13 protein-coding genes are annotated in these 16,576 nt (G+C 69.5%); 3 read left to right on the top strand and 10 right to left on the bottom strand.

Features of this window, described 5'->3' with window-relative positions; translation table 11 throughout:
* Nucleotides 1-17: 17 nt before the first annotated feature.
* The 3 genes from A3M1_RS0104030 to A3M1_RS0104020 all read right to left on the bottom strand — a co-directional run bounded on the left by A3M1_RS0104030 (nucleotide 18) and on the right by A3M1_RS0104020 (nucleotide 4,096).
* The gene (locus A3M1_RS0104030) at nucleotides 18-2,057 is read right to left on the bottom strand and encodes an NADH:flavin oxidoreductase (RefSeq protein WP_018387674.1); all 2,040 of its coding nucleotides are present in this window, start codon (nucleotides 2,055-2,057) and stop codon (nucleotides 18-20) included.
* A gap of 121 nt (nucleotides 2,058-2,178) precedes the next feature.
* Complete coding sequence (locus A3M1_RS0104025) at nucleotides 2,179-2,961, bottom strand: YoaK family protein (protein ID WP_245261563.1); 783 nt, start codon at nucleotides 2,959-2,961, stop codon at nucleotides 2,179-2,181.
* A 154-nt stretch (nucleotides 2,962-3,115) separates the two neighbouring features.
* Nucleotides 3,116-4,096, bottom strand: a complete 981-nt coding sequence (locus A3M1_RS0104020) for a GlxA family transcriptional regulator (RefSeq protein ID WP_018387672.1) — start codon at nucleotides 4,094-4,096, stop codon at nucleotides 3,116-3,118.
* Between the two features lie 163 nt (nucleotides 4,097-4,259).
* On the opposite strand from A3M1_RS0104020, the gene A3M1_RS0104015 reads away from it, so the two are divergent.
* The gene (locus A3M1_RS0104015; protein WP_018387671.1) at nucleotides 4,260-5,009 is read left to right on the top strand and encodes a hypothetical protein; all 750 of its coding nucleotides are present in this window, start codon (nucleotides 4,260-4,262) and stop codon (nucleotides 5,007-5,009) included.
* A 9-nt stretch (nucleotides 5,010-5,018) separates the two neighbouring features.
* Here A3M1_RS0104015 and A3M1_RS0104010 read toward each other — a convergent pair whose 3' ends face one another.
* The 3 genes from A3M1_RS0104010 to A3M1_RS0104000 form a co-directional block, all read right to left on the bottom strand.
* Nucleotides 5,019-6,185 (bottom strand): hybrid-cluster NAD(P)-dependent oxidoreductase, encoded by a 1,167-nt coding sequence (locus A3M1_RS0104010; protein WP_018387670.1) that lies wholly within the window; start codon nucleotides 6,183-6,185, stop codon nucleotides 5,019-5,021.
* A gap of 303 nt (nucleotides 6,186-6,488) precedes the next feature.
* Entirely contained in the window at nucleotides 6,489-7,748 is a 1,260-nt protein-coding gene (locus A3M1_RS0104005) for an SRPBCC family protein (protein ID WP_018387669.1), read from the bottom strand.
* Between the two features lie 190 nt (nucleotides 7,749-7,938).
* Entirely contained in the window at nucleotides 7,939-8,733 is a 795-nt protein-coding gene (locus A3M1_RS0104000) for a DUF4394 domain-containing protein (protein ID WP_018964206.1), read from the bottom strand.
* A 166-nt stretch (nucleotides 8,734-8,899) separates the two neighbouring features.
* Here A3M1_RS0104000 and A3M1_RS0103995 point away from each other — a divergent pair, with 166 nt between their 5' ends.
* Complete coding sequence (locus tag A3M1_RS0103995) at nucleotides 8,900-9,484, top strand: sigma-70 family RNA polymerase sigma factor (protein ID WP_018387667.1); 585 nt, start codon at nucleotides 8,900-8,902, stop codon at nucleotides 9,482-9,484.
* Nucleotides 9,481-10,203, top strand: coding sequence for an anti-sigma factor domain-containing protein (locus A3M1_RS0103990; RefSeq protein ID WP_018387666.1), 723 nt, complete (start codon nucleotides 9,481-9,483; stop codon nucleotides 10,201-10,203). Before A3M1_RS0103995 ends, A3M1_RS0103990 begins: the two co-directional genes overlap by 4 nt.
* A gap of 10 nt (nucleotides 10,204-10,213) precedes the next feature.
* Here the strand turns inward: A3M1_RS0103990 and A3M1_RS0103985 are convergent, their stop codons facing one another.
* The 4 genes from A3M1_RS0103985 to A3M1_RS0103970 form a co-directional block, all read right to left on the bottom strand.
* A complete protein-coding gene (locus tag A3M1_RS0103985) occupies nucleotides 10,214-11,266 on the bottom strand; it encodes a GlxA family transcriptional regulator (protein WP_018964207.1) in 1,053 nt (350 codons plus the stop codon).
* Nucleotides 11,267-11,348: 82 nt separating this feature from the next.
* Nucleotides 11,349-12,713, bottom strand: a complete 1,365-nt coding sequence (locus A3M1_RS0103980; RefSeq protein ID WP_018387664.1) for an L-serine ammonia-lyase — start codon at nucleotides 12,711-12,713, stop codon at nucleotides 11,349-11,351.
* A gap of 222 nt (nucleotides 12,714-12,935) precedes the next feature.
* A complete protein-coding gene (locus A3M1_RS0103975; protein WP_018387663.1) occupies nucleotides 12,936-13,508 on the bottom strand; it encodes a sarcosine oxidase subunit gamma in 573 nt (190 codons plus the stop codon).
* A gap of 16 nt (nucleotides 13,509-13,524) precedes the next feature.
* Complete coding sequence (locus A3M1_RS0103970; RefSeq protein ID WP_018387662.1) at nucleotides 13,525-16,575, bottom strand: sarcosine oxidase subunit alpha family protein; 3,051 nt, start codon at nucleotides 16,573-16,575, stop codon at nucleotides 13,525-13,527.
* Between the last annotated feature and the right edge of the window lies 1 nt (nucleotide 16,576).

Here is a 16,576-nt window from a genome sequence, read left to right as displayed (position 1 = left end):
GGTGCTCATGATCGCCCTCACAGATCCTTGCAGAGCCGGAGCGAATCATAGAGCGCGGCGTGGATGTTGCGCCCGGTCCAGGCGTCGCCGACGCGGTAGAGCGCAAAGCCGGGCTGGCCGGTCCAGCGCGGCGGGCGGCCTTCGATGAGCGCGTCGAGGTCGGTCTCGCCATCATTGACGGAAGCACCGCGCAGCGCCTCGAACACAGCGTCCACGGGCAGCGTGCCGTAATCGACCACGACACGGTCGACCACGCGCTCCTCCTCCGCCTCGGTCATGGTGTTGCGCAGGGCGGCGATGAGGCGGTTGCCCTCGGGGTAGATCTCGATCAGCTCGGTGTTGGGGGTCATCACCACGCCGAGCTTGTAGAGCTCGCGCAGATGCACCGGCTTGTTGGTGGTGCCGACCTCCTGCGCGATCTGCACGTCGTGCGTCACCATCTCGACCAGGCAGCCCTTCTTGGCCAGTGCCTCGGCGGTGGAGGCGGCGTTGTGGCCGCCGATCTCGTCGAACAGCAGCACCGAGCCAGTGGGCTCGACCCGGCCGGTGAGGATGTCCCAGGTGGAGACGGCGTGCTCGTGCCCCTTGGCATGGCCGAGATTGGGCACGCCGCCGGTGGCCATGATCACCACATCAGGCGCCTCGGCGGTGATGTCAGCCGCGCTCGCCTCGCGGCCGAGGCGGATGTCGACGCCCTTCTTCTGGACCTGTCCGTAGAGCCAGCGCGGAATGCCGGACAGCGCCTCGCGCCAGGTGGCCTTGGCGGCGATGTTGACCTGGCCGCCGACGACGGCCTCCTTCTCGAACAGCACCACGGAGTGGCCGCGCTCGGCGCAGACGCGGGCGGCTTCCAGCCCGGCCGGGCCGGCGCCGACCACCACCACCTTGCGCGCCACCTCCGCCTTGGCGATGACGTGCGGCATGGTCGCCTCGCGGCCGGTCGCCGCGTTCTGCAGGCACAGCGCGTCGCCGCCGACATAGATGCGGTCGATGCAATAGCCGGCGCCTACGCATTGGCGGATATCGTCGTCGCGGCCTTCCATCAGCTTCTTGACGAGGTGCGGATCGGCGATGTGGGCGCGGGTCATGGCGATCATGTCGACATGGCCCTCGGCGACGGCGCGGGCGCCGGTGGCCAGATCCGTCACGCGCTGGGCGTGGAACACGGCGACGTCGACCTCGCGCTTGATGGCGCTCGGCAGATAGAGGAAGGGCGCGACCGGAAAGGACATGTTGGGCAGGGAAAGGGCATGGGCCATCTCGTCCCGCGCCTGCCCACCGACCACGTTGAGGAAGTCGACCAGGCCCGCCCGCGCATATTCGGTGGCGATGGCGAGGCAATCCTCATGGTTCAGCCCGTCGGCGATCAGCTCGTCGCCGGACATGCGCATGCCGATGACATAGTCGTCGCCGGTGGCCTCGCGCATGGCGGTGAGCACTTCCTTGCCGAAGCGCATGCGGTTTTCCAGGCTGCCGCCATATTCATCCGTGCGCTGGTTGACGGAAGGGCTCCAGAACTGGTCGACCAGATGGCCATGGGCGGCGGAAATCTCGCAGCCATCCAGCCCGCCCTCCTTGCAGCGGCGGGCGGCGTCGGCGAAGGCCTTCACCACGCGGCGAATGTCGTGCTTGTCCATCGCGCGGGGAATGGTGCGCGAGGCCGGCTCGCGCCGCACCGAGGCGGAGAGCGTCGGCAGCCAGTTCTCCGTGTCCCACTTCGTGCGCCGGCCCATATGGGTGAGCTGGATCATCAGCTTGGCGCCGTGGGCGTGCACGCGCTCGGCAAATTGCTGGAAATAGGGGATGACGCTGTCGTCGGTGACGGAGATCTGGTTCCACGGCGCGGCGGGGCTGTCGATGGCGACCGAGGAGGAGCCGCCGAACATGGTGAGCCCGATGCCGCCCTTGGCCTTTTCCATGTGGTAGAGCTGATAGCGCTCCTGCGGCTTGCCGTCCTTGCCATAGCCCGGCGCATGGGAGGTCGACATCACCCGGTTGCGGATGGTGAGCCCCTTGATGGTCAAGGGTTTGAGAAGTGCCTCGGCATTGGCGATCATGATGGTCGGCGCGCTCCTTCGCCTACGCATTCTAAACCCTGTCCTGACACGATAGGTCGCATGCGCCTATGCCGGACAGAAGATTTGCGCCATCGCGCCGGTAGCGTTGCGACCGAGCCGTTCAGCGCAGCAGGATGCGCAGCGCCGAAGGGCCGGCCAGCGCCAGCACCAGCAGCGCCAGCGGCACCGCGAAGACGAAGCCGACATAGTTGAAGCCGACCGCGCCGACCACGCCACCGCCGAAGAAGGCGGCGAGGAAATAGCACAGCAGCTTGAGCTTATCGCGGTCGGCCAGCACCAGCGGGCCGCTCGCGCCGCCCCGGCGGCGGTTGGAATAGAACAGCTTGCCCAGCTCGATGCCGATATCGGTGACGATGCCGGTCATGTGGGTGGTGCGGATCTTGGCGCCCGACATCTTGGTGACGGTGGCGTTCTGCAGACCCATGATGAAGCACAGCACCGCCACGGCGAGGCCGAGCATGAGGCCGGAGGTGCGGGTGAACGGGCCGATGGCGGCGAAGGCCAGCAGCAGCAGCGCCTCCAGCGTCAGGGGCAGCGAATATTCGCGGCCGGCGACATGCAGGCGCCCCCAGTTCACCAGCAGCGACGAGACGGCGGCACCCACGACGAAGGCGGTGAGCGCGCCCGCTGCGGCGAGAACAAGGTCCATCGCCCCCAGCACGGCGTAATCGGCGGCCGAGGAGATGATGCCGGACATGTGCGAGGTGTACTGGCCCACCGCCAGCAGCCCGCCGGCATTGGTGGCGCCGGCGACGAAGGTCATCGGCAGGCCGAGCCAGGCATCGGCGAGCGGTGTGCGCTCGGGCGCCAGCATGCCCGTCGTCAGGTCGCTGTAGCGTGCGGCCAGCTTGCGATAGCCGGTCGGGTTCACGGGCGCATTCATGGGCGCATTCATGGGCGCGTTCATCCGGCGCAGTCAGGACCGCACGCGGCTGGGGCCGCGTTCCGGTGGATGGGGGGCATTAGCCCTGTGTAATTAATACCACGAGCCGGCCGGCGCCAGAGCGCAGAAGTGCGTGCGGCGTGTCGCGGCCCGCTCAGGCGTTTGGGCGCGTCGGCGCGTGCGGCAGCGCCTCGCGCCGCTCGCGGCTGGGCGGGCGGCCGAAATGGCGGGCATAGGCGGTGGAGAAATGCGCCGCCGACTGGAAGCCGCAGGCGAGGCCGACATCGGTGACCGGCAGCGGCGAGAGCCGCAGCAATTCGCGCGCCCGCTCCAGCCGCAGCCGCAGCTGATAGGCCGCCGGGGCAACGCCGAGATGGCGCTGGAACAGCCGCTCCAGCTGGCGGGCGGACACGCCGAGCCGGTTGGCGATGCCGGAGACCCCGAGCGGCTGCTCGATGGCGGCCTCCATCAGCCGCACCGCGCGGGCGAGCGTCGGGTCCGGCAGCAGCGGGCGCGGGCGGGCGGCCACCTTTTCCACCCGGCGCGGGGCGCGGTCGACGATGAACTGCTCCGACACCTTGTCGGCCAGCGCGCGGCCGCCCTTGGCCTCGATCAGCGTCAGCATCATTTCCAGCGGCGCCACGCCGCCGGTGCAGGTGAGCCGGTCGCGGTCGATGGCGAAGGCCTCCTCGACGAAATCGACGCGGGGGAATTCCTCGCGCAGCGCCGGCAGGTTCTCCCAATGGACGGCGCAGCGGTAGAAATCCAGCAGCCCGGCCTCGGCGAGGACGAAGCTGCCGGTGCACAGCGCGCCCAGCGCGACGCCGCGCCGGGCGAGGCGGCGCAGCGCGTCGGCGATGGCGGGGGTGGCGGCGTGGCGCACATCAATGCCGCCGCACACCAGCAGCAGGTCGAGCGGGCCGGCCTCGGCCAAGGCGTGGGTGGGCGACAGGCTCAGGCCATTGCTGGCGACGGCGGGCGTGCCGTCCATGGTGAGGATACGCCAGGAATAAAGCTCGCCCTCGGTCACGTAATTGGCCATGCGCAGCGCCTCCAGCGCGTTGGCGCAGGCGATCATCGAATGGTTCGGCAGTGTGAGGAAGCCGATGCGGGTGAGGGAGGCGGTGTCGCGCACGTGGGAGGCACCCGGGGAATGGCTTTCCCAATGTTGCTGAGGATGATGTTCGGAAAGCGGCGCGCAGGATTACCTCGGCTTCGTCACCGGGCGGCGCCAATCATGCCGCAAAATGGTCGCCAAAACAGGGGGAAATGCGACGAGATAACGGGGGATTCCTTCCATGCGGCCGATGATGCATTCGCGCTCCACCTTCCAGTCCTGGCTGCCCGGCCGCATCATGCTGCCGGTCGGCTTCGCGCTTGCCATCGCCGCCGGCACCTATGTGATCGCCGAGAGCAATGGCTATGCCCGCGGCAAGGCGGACGAGGCCGGCGCGCAGCAGGCGCAGGAGAGCGTGAAGACGCTGGCCCGCCTCGTGGCCCAGCCGGTCGATCTCGCCGAGGAGCCAACCGACAAGGGCGACCAGCTCGATATTCCCACCATGATCCGCGCCATCGAGCCCGGCGCGGTCTACAAGCCGCCGCAGAAGGCCGCCGCCAAGCCGGCCGCCCCGCGCGTGACCACTGGCGAGGCGCCGCTGTCCAGCGACATCACGGTGGCCTCGCTGCCGGCCGGGGTGGAGCGCTTCGACCAATGCGGCGCGCGCTGCGACAGCCGCGACCCGATGGTGACGCACGCGGAGGCGCCGCTGGTCGTCGGCGCGCAGCCGCTGCCGCCCGAGCCTGCCGCCGCTGCCGCGCCGGCCGTTGCTGCCGTGCCGGTCGGCGTGCCGCGCGACCTGGCGGCCGCTCCGGTCGTCGTGCCGCCGGCGCCCGTTATCGCGCGGGTGGAAGAGCCCAAGGAGGGCTTTCTCGGCCTGCCGCCGATCCCCACCGCGAGCGAAATCGTCGACCGGACGGTGGAGGGCACCAACCGCGCCTATGACGGCATGAAGCAGGCAGTGAACGGCGCGCTCGACCTCTGGCGCTGAGGCGCTACCTCAGCGATCCACGACAAGGTTGCTGGTCGGCTTCGAGCAGCACAGCAGCGCCATGCCGGCATCGATCTCGCGCTGGCGGATGCCGCCGCCATGCTTCATCTCTACCGTGCCGTCGATCAGCTTCGACTTGCAGGTGCCGCACAGCCCCTTCGAGCAGGAGGAGGGCAGGCGCACCCCGGCGCGGCGGGCGGCGTCCAGCACGAACATGTCGGAGCGGCACTCGATGCTCCGCTTCTGCTTGGCGAATTCGACCGTGTAGGTGACGACCGGCGCCTCCAGCGCCTCGGGAATCGCCTGCAGCAGCTCGGCCGACACGACTTCCGCCGCCACGTCAGGCTCGGCTTTGGCCAGCTCGGCGAAGTCGAAGCTTTCCTCATGGTGGCGCGCCATGTCGAAGCCGGCGCCCTTCAGCATCTCGCGCACCGCCTTCATGAAGGGCGCCGGGCCGCAGACGAAGATTTCGCGCTCGGCATAGTCGGGCGCGACATGTTCAAGCACGCCAAGGCTGACCCGTCCGCGCAGGCCGTGCCAGGGCGCGCGGGGGCTGTCGGCCTCGCAGACCGGGGCGAAGCGGAAGGCGCCCGGCTGGTTGCGCGCCATCAACTCCAGCTCGTCGCGGAAGATGATGTCAGCCGGCGAGCGGGCGGCATGGACGAAGACGATGTCGCGCGGCGTGCCGAGATCATGGAAGGTGCGGGCCATCGACATCACGGGGGTGATGCCGCTGCCGCCCGACAGGAACAGATATTTCGGCGCCGGGGAGGGCGTGCCCTGCGTGAAGCAGGAGAACTCGCCCATCGGCCCGACGGCGCGCAGGGTGGAGCCGACCTTGATGTGGTCGTGCAGATGGTTCGACACCGGACCGCCGGGCACGCGCTTCACCGTGATGGCGAGCGTGTGCGGGCGCGTCGGCGCCGAGGCGATGGTGTAGCAGCGATTGATCGTCTCGCCGCCGATCTCCAGCTCCAGAGTGAGGAACTGGCCGGGCTGGTAGTGGAAGACGCACGGCTGCTGCGGCGCCAGCACGAAGGTCTTCACATCAGCCGTCTCCTCGCGGATGGCGAGGACGGTGAGCGCATCGTCGGCCTCCGGGTTCCACTCGGCCAGCGCGCCGGTCAGGCGCAGCGCGGCGGGGTCTGGCAGGACGGTGGGGGTGGGCGCGTGCATGGGGGCGGTGCCTGACAGTTTCATGGTTTAACGTGCAACGTCATCCTGAGCTGCCCGGCACCGCCGGGCCTCGAAGGATGGGGTGCTTTGCTTCAACATCCTTCGAGGCTCGCTGCGCTCGCACCTCAGGATGACCGTCTTACCGGGCTCGACGCCGAGACGTGGCCGAGACGTGGATCCCCGGGCCAAGCCCGGGGATGACGGTGTGCGTCACCCCGGGGATGACGGTGTGCGTCACCCCGGGGATGACGGTGTAAGTGCGGCGCCGACACCTCACGTGGCGGGGCCGAGGCGCCGCTGCCCTCAGCGCCCCAGATGCGCGTTCATCCGGTTGATGTACCAGTTGCAGAACTTGTCCACGAGCATCTCGGTGTGCGGGGAGTAAGGGCCGGGCTCATAGGCCGGGCTGCGGGCGCCGTCCTGGCAATAGCCGACCAGTTCCGAATCCTGGTCATTGGTGGCGTCCCACACGCCGGTGAGGTTCTCGATCGTGTAGTCGACCCCCTCGACCGCGTCCTTGTGCACCAGCCATTTGGTGCGCAGCAGCGAGCGCTCGGCATCCAGCGGCAGCACCGAGAACACCACCGCGTGGTCGGACATGAAGTGGTGCCAGGAATTCGGCTGGGTCCAGAAATGCAGCGCGCCGTGCTTGGGATCGTTGATGCGGCCGAGCAGCTTCTTGCACGCCGCCTTGGTGTCGTTGGTGTGGCTCTCGCCATCGCCGGCCAGCGGCAGGCGCTCGGTGCGGAAGCCGGTCGCCATGTCGTCGAGATGCTCCATCAGCGTGGAGGGGAAGCCGCAGCTTTCCCATTCGCGATGGCTGGATTTCAGCAGCTTGTCGTAATCCTCGGCCTCCTTGCGCTCATGCTCGTCGAGCTCCTCGGGCGCGAAGCCGAAGCCATAGGCGAAGAGCGGCACGGTCAGCTCGGGATGGTTGCCCGCGCAGTGATAGCACTCGCGGTTGTTCTCCATGGTGAGCTTCCAGTTGCCCGGCTCGATGATGTCCTTCTCGAAGGCGACCTTGGCGTTCTTCAGATCGTGCGGGGCGAGATAGGGCGCCATCTTCGCCGCCATCACCTCGAAATCTTCCGGCGGCTCGTCGGCCAGGCACACAAAGAGCAGCCCTTCCAGCGAGCGCACATGCACCGGCTTCAGGCCATGGCAGGAGGCGTCGAAGCCCTCGCCCATATGCGAGGCGGCCAGCAGCTTGCCGTCGAGGCCATAGGTCCAGGAATGGTAGCGGCAGACCAGGTTGCCGACCGTGGTCTTGTAGTCGTGCACGATCGGCGCGCCGCGGTGGCGGCACACATTGTGGAAGGCGCGGACCTCGCCATCATCGTCGCGCACCAAGAAGATGCTGGCCTTGCCGATCTCGAGCGTCATGGCGTCGCCCGGCTCAGGAATGTCGGGGTCGACGCCGACGAACAGCCAGTGATGGCCGAAGATCACGTCCATGTCGGCCGCGAAGATCTCGGGGCTGGTGTAGAACGGCGCCTCCAGGCTGTAGCCCGGCTTGCGGCGGCGCAGCAGCGCCTTCAGCGGCGTGGCGGTCGAATCCAGCATCGTCTGTTCTCCCTCGCGCGGGTTCCCGGCCCCGCTTGTCGTCTGGAATTGTTCGACGGAAGCGCGGCGCTGACTTTGCTGGAAGCGACAGGCAATTCTCTGGACGCGACATTCCCACGGCCCGCGCAACGCCAAGAGGACGGCGCGTCGCCGCGCCGCCCTCGCCGTGGTTGGCAGGAGGTGGAAAGGTTCACATCGCCGGCAGGATGGCGATGTCGTGCACCGTGCCCGCGACCCCGGCGATCTTGCCCGCCGCGGTGGCCTTGCCGGTGGCGAGATCAACCGCATAGAGCGTGTCGCCGGCCATCAGCCAGCCCTCATTGGCGCCGGCCGGGGTGGTGACGATGTCGAAGGCATAGGTGTCGCCGGTGACGCCGAGCTTGCCGACGGAATTGAGCACGCCATCATTGGGCGGGGCCTGCTTGACCAGTGTGCCGGCGGTGGCGTCGATGTCGTAGAGCGCGGTCTCCTTCGCGCCCTTCACCGAGTTGGTGTAGGCGCCGGCGACGACCTTCGAGGCCTTGCCCTTGTGCATGTCGCCCTCGGCATAGTTCAGCACGCCGTCCGTGGTCACCTTGCCGTCGTCGACATTGGCCCGCAGATTGGTGCCGTCGCTGCCGATCACCCGCAGCCGGTCGGCCACCGGGTTGAAGTCGACCGTGGCCATGGAGCCGGCCGGCAGCATGGTGGAGAGCTTCGACTTCGCCATCGCCTTGCCGCTGGCGGGGTCGATGGTGACGACGGTGCCATCGGCGAACAGGCCGTAGAGCAGGCCGTCGGCCGGGCGCACATCGATGCCGACGAGCGTGCCTTCGCCGGCGACCGTCATCGGGGTGCCGGCCTTGGCGGCCTTCACATCGACGAGGACGATGCGGTTGCCGTCGAGCAGGGCGGCGACGGACTGCGCCTGCGCGCCGGTGGTGGCGAAGGCGAGGCCGGTGAAGGTGAACGCGCTGAAGGTGAGGGCGATCATCGAGCTTTTCATGGTGGCGAACTCCGTTTCGCGCCGAACCCGTGTCGGCTGGGACAGAGCGGCTACACGCGGGAATCGCCGGCGGATGCAGCGACACGCGAAAAAATCTGTTGCCGTTGCATCCGAAACCGCCGGCGCGGCGTAAGAGTACCAAGCCTTACTTTGCGGGAGCCGCCCGATGACGACCCTGCTGCCAGCCCTTGAGGGCGCCGCCGAGGACGTGCTCGCCGAGGACGCGCTCGCCGAGGCGCTGCGCGGCTGCGCGCGCGGCGATCGCGCCGGGCTGCAGCTTCTCTATGACCGGCTGGCACCAAAGATGACCGGCGTCGCGCTGCGCATGCTGCGCCGGCGCGATCTCGCCGACGAGGTGGTGCACGACACCTTTCTGCGGATCTGGGAAAAGGCCGACAGCTTCGACCCGGCGCGCGGCCGGCCGACCTCCTGGGCCTTCGCCATCCTGCGCAACACCGCGCTCAACGCCCTGCGCGGCGAAGGGCGGATGGAGCTGGTCGGCGATTTCGAGGCGATCGAGCCGGCCAGCGAGGAGGCCGACGCCGAGACGCTTGTCATGGCGCTCTCCGAGGCCAGCGCGCTCAGGCGCTGCCTCGACCGGCTGGAGCCGGCGCGGCGCCGGGCGATCCTGCTCGCCTACATGCGCGGGCTGACCCATGGCGAGCTGGCGGGAAGGCTCGGCGTGCCGCTCGGCACCGCCAAGGCGTGGATACGCCGCAGCCTGCTCACCCTGCGGGAGTGCATGACATGAGCGCGGATGAGCGCGACCGGCTGGCGAGCGAATATGTGCTCGGCCTGCTCGATATGGAGGAAATGCGCCGCTGCGAGGAAAGGCTGGCGCGCGATGCCGGGCTCGCCCTGCAGGTGGAGCTGTGGCGGGCGCGTCTCGCCGAACTCGACGCCACTGCCGCCCCGGTGACGCCCGATCCGGCGCTGTGGCCGCGCATCGAAGCGGCGCTCGGGCCGGTGGCGCCCGCGACGCCGCGCCGGGTCGCGCGGCCCTCCCGGCTGGCGACATGGTGGGAGAGCCTGAGCCTGTGGCGCGGCTACGGGCTGGCGGCCTCGGCCGCGCTGGTGCTGCTGGCCTTCGGCACGGCGCAGCTGGCGCGGCAGGCGGCGCAGGCGCCGGTGCTGGTGGCGGTGCTGCTCTCGGACCAGAACCAGCCGGCGGCGGTGGTCAACGCCTTCCGCGATGGGCGCACCGAGCTTCTCGCCCTGAGCGCACTCAAGGCGCCGGAAGGCAAGTCGCTGCAGGTGTGGACGCTGTGGGACCGCGAGCGCGGGCCGGTCTCGGTCGGCCTCTTGGAGGCGATGCGCAATGTGGAATTGAGCGTCGAAGGCCTGCCGCGCCCCGCCGCCGCGCAGCTCTATGAGGTGACGCTGGAGCCGGCGGGCGGCTCGCCCACCGGGCGCCCGACCGGGCCGATCCTGATGAAGGGCAATGCCAGCCCGACCGAGACCGGGATCTAATAAGTGCGCGCTACTCGAACAGCCGCTGCGCCGCCATGCTCTGCACCGCCACCGGGGCGCGGGCGCGGGCATCGGACGGGGTGAAACCGTGCTGCGCCTTGAACTGGCGGGAGAAATGCGCGCAATCGGAGAAGCCGGCTTCCAGCGCGATGTCCGTCACCGAGCGCACGGTGGTATCGAGCAGGAAACGGGCATAGCGCAGCCGCAGCCGGCGGTAGAACTCCGCCGGGCGCTGGCCCATCACGGTCTGGAACAGCCGTTCCAGCTGGCGGGTGGAAAGCTGCAGCCGGCGGGCGATGTCGGCGATGGGCAGCGGGTCGGCGAGGTGCTGTTCCATCATCAGCAGCGCGCGGCGCACGCGGTCATCCGCCACCAGATCGGCGATCGGCGGGTGCGGCTGGGATTCGGTGCCGGGGCGCTGGCGGTCCAGCAGCAGCACATGCCGGCTCTTCTGGGCGATGGAGCGGCCCAAGAACTTCTCCACCAGCGCGGTGGCGAGATCGGCCGCGCCGCCGCCGCCGGCGCAGGTGATGCGGTCGCCATCGATGACATAGAGCCGGTCCGCCACCGGGGTGTGGTGGGGGAATTCCTCCATGAAGTCCTGGTAGTGATACCAGGAGACGCAGCAGCGCCGCCCGGTCATCAGCCCGGCGCGGGCCAGCACGAACGAGCCGGTGCACACGCCGACCAGCGGCACCCCGGCGCGGGCGGCGCGCTTCAAATAAGCGATGCTCTCCTCGTCGAGCTGCTGGCCGCCATGCAGCAGGCCGCCGACGACGATGATGTAGGCGAAATTCGCCGGGTCGGTGAACGGGCCGGAGGGCGCCACCGTGATGCCGCAGCTGGCGCGGATCGGCTCCTGCTTTGAGGACATCACCTGCCAGCGGGCGAGGATGGGGCGCGAGCGGTCGCCATCATCGGCGGCGAGGCGGAACTGGTCGACCATCAGCGAGAAGGCGGAGAGGGTGAAATTATCGGCGAGGATGAAGCCGACATTCAGCGCCGGCGCCGCCGCGTGCGCGGGGTGCGCCATGCCGGGAGAGGTGGGTCGCTGCTGGTTCATGGCCTGCTCCTGAAGGTAGCATAGCAAATTTGCCGCCCCAGGTCGCAAGCGGGTTGCAGTTTCGCGGTTGCCGCGCAGGCGTTCAGCATTCCGGCAGGTTCACGGCGAGGCCGCCCAGCGAGGTTTCCTTGTATTTCGAGGCCATGTCGCGGCCGGTCTCGCGCATGGTGACGATCACCTTGTCGAGCGAGACGATGTGGGTGCCGTCGCCATGCAGCGCCAGCGAGGCGGCGTTGACCGCGCTGATGGCGCCAAAGGCGTTGCGCTCGATGCAGGGCACCTGCACCAGCCCGCCAATCGGATCGCAGGTCATGCCGAGATGATGCTCCATGCCGATCTCGGCGGCGTTCTCCACCTGCGCCGGCGTGCCGCCCAGCGCGGCGGCGAGCCCGCCCGCCGCCATCGAGCAGGCCACCCCAACCTCGCCCTGGCAGCCGACCTCGGCGCCTGAAATCGAGGCGTTGATCTTGAACAGCGCGCCGATGGCGGTGGCGGTGAGCAGGAACACATGCAGCCCGGCCCGGTCGGCGCCGGGGCAATGGTCGCGATAATAGCGCAGCGTCGCCGGCACCACCCCGGCCGCGCCATTGGTCGGGGCGGTGACGACGCGGCCGCCGGCGGCGTTCTCCTCGTTCACCGCGATGGCGTAGAGGCTGACCCAGTCCATGATCTCGTGCGGGGTGGGGGCGTTGCGGGCGAGGAGTGCGTCGCGGATCGCCTTGGCCCGGCGCTTGACGTGCAGCCCGCCGGGCAATTCGCCCGAGGTGGCAAGGCCGCGGTCGATGCAGGCCATCATCGCCTCGACCACGCCATCGAGCCGCGCCTCCACCTCGGCGTGCGGACGGCGCACGTGCTCATTGGCGAGGACAAGCTCGGCGATGGAGCAATTTTCGCGCGCCGCATAGGCCAGCAACTCGCGGGCGTTGCGGAAGGGATAGGGCAGGGCGGCCTCATCGGCTGCCGGCGGCTGGCCGACCTCGTGTTCGGGCACCACGAAGCCACCGCCGATCGAGCACCAGCGCGCCTCATTGAGCAGCCCGCCATCGCCGGCGAAGGCGCGGAAGGCCAGCGTGTTCGGGTGCTGCGGGGTGGGCGAGACGCCATCGAAGACGATGTCGCGGGCGACATCGAAACCGATGCCATGAGTGCCGCCGAGCGGCAGGCGGCCATCCTCTGCCACGCCGGCGATGAGCGCGTCGGCCTGGTCGGGGTCGACATTGCGCGGATGGTTGCCGGCGAGGCCGAGCATGACAGCCTTGTCGGTGCCGTGGCCCTTGCCGGTCCAGGCGAGCGAGCCATAGAGCGTCACCTCGACCCGGGCGGTGCGGGCCAGAAGCCCGTCCGCCGTGAGGCCCTCAGTGAAGCGCAAGGCCGCCAGCATCGGCCCCACCGTGTGCGAGGAGGACGGGCCGATGCCGATCTTGAAGAGCTCGAAGGCGCTGAACATGGACGCTTAACCCGGTGGGACGATAAGGCCGCAGAGTCTTTGCTGGGTCCCGGCTCAGCGCTGCACAGGGTGCAGCTTGGCCGGGACACCGGGTCGGTCAGCTCGTCTTTCGTATCCCGGCCCAGCGGAGGCGCAGCCGAGGCGCCGCGCCGGGACCCAGGAGAAAACCTGCGTCTCGGCTTCGTCGTCGCTCGGTCAACGCCGCCGGGCTTTCGGCAAATCTCAGGCCAGCTCGCGGCGGGCGTCTTCCAGCAGTTCCCAGACATAGGGCGCGAAGGAACGCCAGACATCAATGTGGAACACGTCCGGGGCGTGGCGCACCAGCACGATTTCCGCCTTGTGGAAGATGGTGCGGGTGCACATGCCCACCGGGAACGCGCCCAGCGACAGGTCCAGCGGGTTGCCCTGGTTCAGCACGAAGGCGGCCTTTTCGCCCGCCACCTCAATGCCGGTGCTGCGCGCCGAGACATCGACCAGCGAGTGCGGCAGGCCTGTTGTGGCCGCCTCGATCGCGGCGAAGAGCGGGGCGGGCTCGGCTCCGGGGGCCAGCAGCAGCCACTCATCCGGGCCGAGCCAGAAGGCGAAGCGGCCACCCGCGGCATTGAAGCGGCAGGCCTCGCGCGGCAGGGCGACGCCGAACGCCTCCCCCGCCGGGCCGATCGCCGCCTCGCGGCCGCGAAACACCAGCCGCGCCGCCGGGCCGAGCGCGACAAGTCGCGCGGATGCGACAGCGCGCGAGACGGCCGCCAGCGCGGTGAGAGGGCTGGCGGGGGCCAGGGGCGTGGTCGAAGGCATGTTTACGCTCGGGCTCTCAACCATTGAGGCGTTCCCCCTTGGGATCGTAGAAGACCGGCTCGACCACCTCGACCTCGATGGCGTGGGTCGGCATCGGCACCATGAGCTTCTGGCCGATGCGGGCGCGCCCGCCCTTCACCATCGCCAGCGCGATCGAGCGGCCGAGAACGGCGCTGTGATAGGAGGAGGTGACGAAGCCGAGCATCGGCACCGGAACGGGGGCGGCAGGGTCGGTGACGATCTGCGCGCCTTCCTCCAGCACGATTTTGGGGTCGGTGGTCTTCAGCCCGACCAGTTGCCGGCGGTCCGGCGCCGACATGGCGTCGCGAGCGAGCGAGCGCTTGCCGACGAAATCCTTCTTCGCCTTGCCGACCGCCCAGCCGAGATTGGCGTCGTCAGGCGTCGCGGTGCCGTCCGTCTCCTGGCCGACGATGATGTAGCCCTTCTCGGCGCGCAGCACATGCATGGTCTCGGTGCCGTAGGGCGTGATGCCGAAGCGCTCGCCCGCCGCATAGACCGCTTCCCACACCGCCCTTCCATAGGCGGAGGGCACGTTGATCTCGAAGCCGAGTTCGCCGGTGAAGGAGACGCTGAACAGCCGCGTCGGCACGCCGAGGATGGTGCCCTCGCGCACGCACATATGCGGGAAGGCTTCCTTGGAGAGGTCGATACCCTCGATCAGCGGGGCGATCACCTCGCGGGCCTTGGGCCCCTGCACGGCGATAACAGACCATTGCTCTGTCGTGGAGGTGAGCCACACGTCGAGGTCCGGCCATTCGGTCTGGAGGTAGTCCTCCATATGCGCCAGCACGCGCGGGGCGCCGCCCGTGGTGGTGGTGACGTGGAAGCGGTCCGCCGCCATGCGGCCGACCACGCCGTCATCCATGACGAAGCCGTCCTCGCGCAGCATGACGCCGTAGCGCAGCCGGCCGGGTTCCAGCTTGGCCCAGGCATTGGTGTACATGCGGTTCATGAACTCGGCGGCGTCCGGTCCGACGATCTCGATCTTGCCGAGGGTGGAGGCGTCGAACATGCCGACGCTGGCGCGCACCGCCTTGCATTCGCGGGCGACGGCGGCGTGCATGTCTTCCATGCGTCCGCCTGCGCCGGCACGCGGGAAATAATGCGCGCGCTTCCAGTTGCCGACATCCTCGAAGGCCGCGCCGTGTTCGGCCGCCCAGTCGTGAATGGCGGTCTTGCGCAGCGGATCGAACACATCGCCGCGTGCCGCCCCGGCGAACAGGCCGAAGGTGGTGGGGGTGAAGGGCGGGCGGAAGGTGGTGAGCCCGATCTTCGGCACCGGCGTATCAAGCGCCTCGGACACGATGCCGAGGGTGTTCATGTTCGACGTCTTGCCCTGGTCGGTCGCCATGCCCGTGGTGGTGTAGCGCTTCACATGCTCGATGGAGCGCATGCCCTCGCGTGTGGCGAGCAGGATGTCCTTGGAGGTGACGTCGTTCTGCCAGTCGACAAAGGCCTTGGCCAGCGCCGGGTTGCGCCCGTGCGGGGTGGCGCCGATGAAGCCGGCGCTGCCGAGGTCTTCCGCGCTGGCGGGGATGGCGCGCGAGGGCGTGGCCGGGGCCGGGGTGGCGCCGCGCGCGGGGGAGGCGTGGTCGCGGGAGGCGAGGGCAGCCGCCTCGCCCTGGGCATAGCCGTCTTCCAGCACGCGCTGCAGGCCATGGACGCCCCGGCAGGCGCCGGCCGAGCGTTCGCGTTCCACCGAGGTGCCGGGGAGGTAGGCGCCGGCCGCGCCGTCCCAGATGAGCTTGCCGCGCGACTGCGAGAACAAATGTACGCTCGGCGTGAAGCCGCCTGATATCAGCACGCTGTCGCAGGCAATCGTCTCAGCGGGGCCGACCGCGCCATTCTTCACCTTGGCGAGCTGGGCGGAGGAAACCCGCAGCCGGCCCTTGGTGCCCACAAGCACGGTGGAGGGGCGCACATCGATGCCCGCCGCGAGCGCCCGGGCGGGGAGTTCGCCTGACACCTCAGTGCGCAGATCGGCGATGGCGGCGATGCTGACGCCGGCGGCCTTGAGGTCGAGCGCGGCGCGGTAGCCGGCATCGCAGGCGGTGAAGATCACCGCGCGCTCGCCGACCTTGGCGCCATAGCGGTTGGCGTAGGTGCGGGCGGAATCGGCCAGCAGCACGCCCGGCCGGTCGTTTTCGGGGAACACCAGCGGGCGCTCCAGCGCGCCGGCGGCGATCACCACTTCTGTCGCTCGCACCTGCCACAGCCGCTCGCGCGGCAAGTCGGCGCCGGGGGTGGCGAGATGATCGGTGACGCGCTCGGCCAGCGCGATGAGGTTATGCGGGAAATAGCCGAAGGCGGTGGTGCGCGGCATCAGCGTGACGTTGTCGCGCGCCGCCAGGCTCGCCAGCGTGGCCGCCAGCCACTCGGCCGCCGGCCTGCCCTCGATGGTGGCCGAGACTTCCGAGAGCAGCGAGCCGCCGAGTTCGGCCTGCTCGTCGCAGAGGATCACCCGCGCCCCGCTTTCGGCGGCGGCCAGCGCGGCGGCAAGGCCGGCCGGGCCGGCGCCGACGACGAGCACGTCGCAATGGGCGTGGTTCTGGGTGTAGCGGTCCGGGTCCGGCAGCTCAGGGGCGACGCCGAGGCCGGCCATGGCGCGGATCTTCGGCTCGTAGAAGCGCTTCCAGGCGCCTGCCGGCCACATGAAGGTCTTGTAGTAGAAGCCCGAGGGCAGGAAGGGCGAGGCGAGGTCGTTGACCGCGCCGGCGTCAAAAGAGAGCGAGGGCCAGCGGTTCTGGCTCTGCGCCTTCAGCCCCTCATGCAGCTCCACCTGGGTGGCGCGCAGGTTCGGCGCGGCGCGGGCGGCGTCGCGGGCGACATTGACCAGCGCGTTCGGCTCGTCCGAGCCGGCGGAGAGGAAACCGCGCGGGCGGTGATATTTGAACGAGCGGCCAATGAGGTGCACGCCATTGGCGATCAGCGCCGAGGCCAGCGTGTCGCCCTTGAAGCCGGAGAAGGTCTGCCCGTCGAAGCGGAAGGACAGCGGTGCGGCGCGGTCGATGCGCCCGCCCGAGGCGGTGCGGAAGCGGTTGGTCATG

The organism is Ancylobacter sp. FA202, from assembly GCF_000380205.1.
Lineage (GTDB): Bacteria > Pseudomonadota > Alphaproteobacteria > Rhizobiales > Xanthobacteraceae > Ancylobacter.
Note: the sequence above shows the minus strand (reverse complement) of the source record. Positions and strands in the feature narration are given on the sequence as shown.

Coding starts and splice junctions, on each gene's coding strand:
- A3M1_RS0104030 (WP_018387674.1), bottom strand. CDS start 2,057: ATGATCGCCAATGCCGAGGCACTTCTCAAACCCTTGACCATCAAGGGG.
- A3M1_RS0104025 (WP_245261563.1), bottom strand. CDS start 2,961: ATGAATGCGCCCGTGAACCCGACCGGCTATCGCAAGCTGGCCGCACGC.
- A3M1_RS0104015 (WP_018387671.1), top strand. CDS start 4,260: ATGCGGCCGATGATGCATTCGCGCTCCACCTTCCAGTCCTGGCTGCCC.
- A3M1_RS0104010 (WP_018387670.1), bottom strand. CDS start 6,185: ATGCACGCGCCCACCCCCACCGTCCTGCCAGACCCCGCCGCGCTGCGC.
- A3M1_RS0104005 (WP_018387669.1), bottom strand. CDS start 7,748: ATGCTGGATTCGACCGCCACGCCGCTGAAGGCGCTGCTGCGCCGCCGC.
- A3M1_RS0104000 (WP_018964206.1), bottom strand. CDS start 8,733: ATGAAAAGCTCGATGATCGCCCTCACCTTCAGCGCGTTCACCTTCACC.
- A3M1_RS0103995 (WP_018387667.1), top strand. CDS start 8,900: ATGACGACCCTGCTGCCAGCCCTTGAGGGCGCCGCCGAGGACGTGCTC.
- A3M1_RS0103990 (WP_018387666.1), top strand. CDS start 9,481: ATGAGCGCGGATGAGCGCGACCGGCTGGCGAGCGAATATGTGCTCGGC.
- A3M1_RS0103985 (WP_018964207.1), bottom strand. CDS start 11,266: ATGAACCAGCAGCGACCCACCTCTCCCGGCATGGCGCACCCCGCGCAC.
- A3M1_RS0103980 (WP_018387664.1), bottom strand. CDS start 12,713: ATGTTCAGCGCCTTCGAGCTCTTCAAGATCGGCATCGGCCCGTCCTCC.
- A3M1_RS0103975 (WP_018387663.1), bottom strand. CDS start 13,508: ATGCCTTCGACCACGCCCCTGGCCCCCGCCAGCCCTCTCACCGCGCTG.
- A3M1_RS0103970 (WP_018387662.1), bottom strand. CDS start 16,575: ATGACCAACCGCTTCCGCACCGCCTCGGGCGGGCGCATCGACCGCGCC.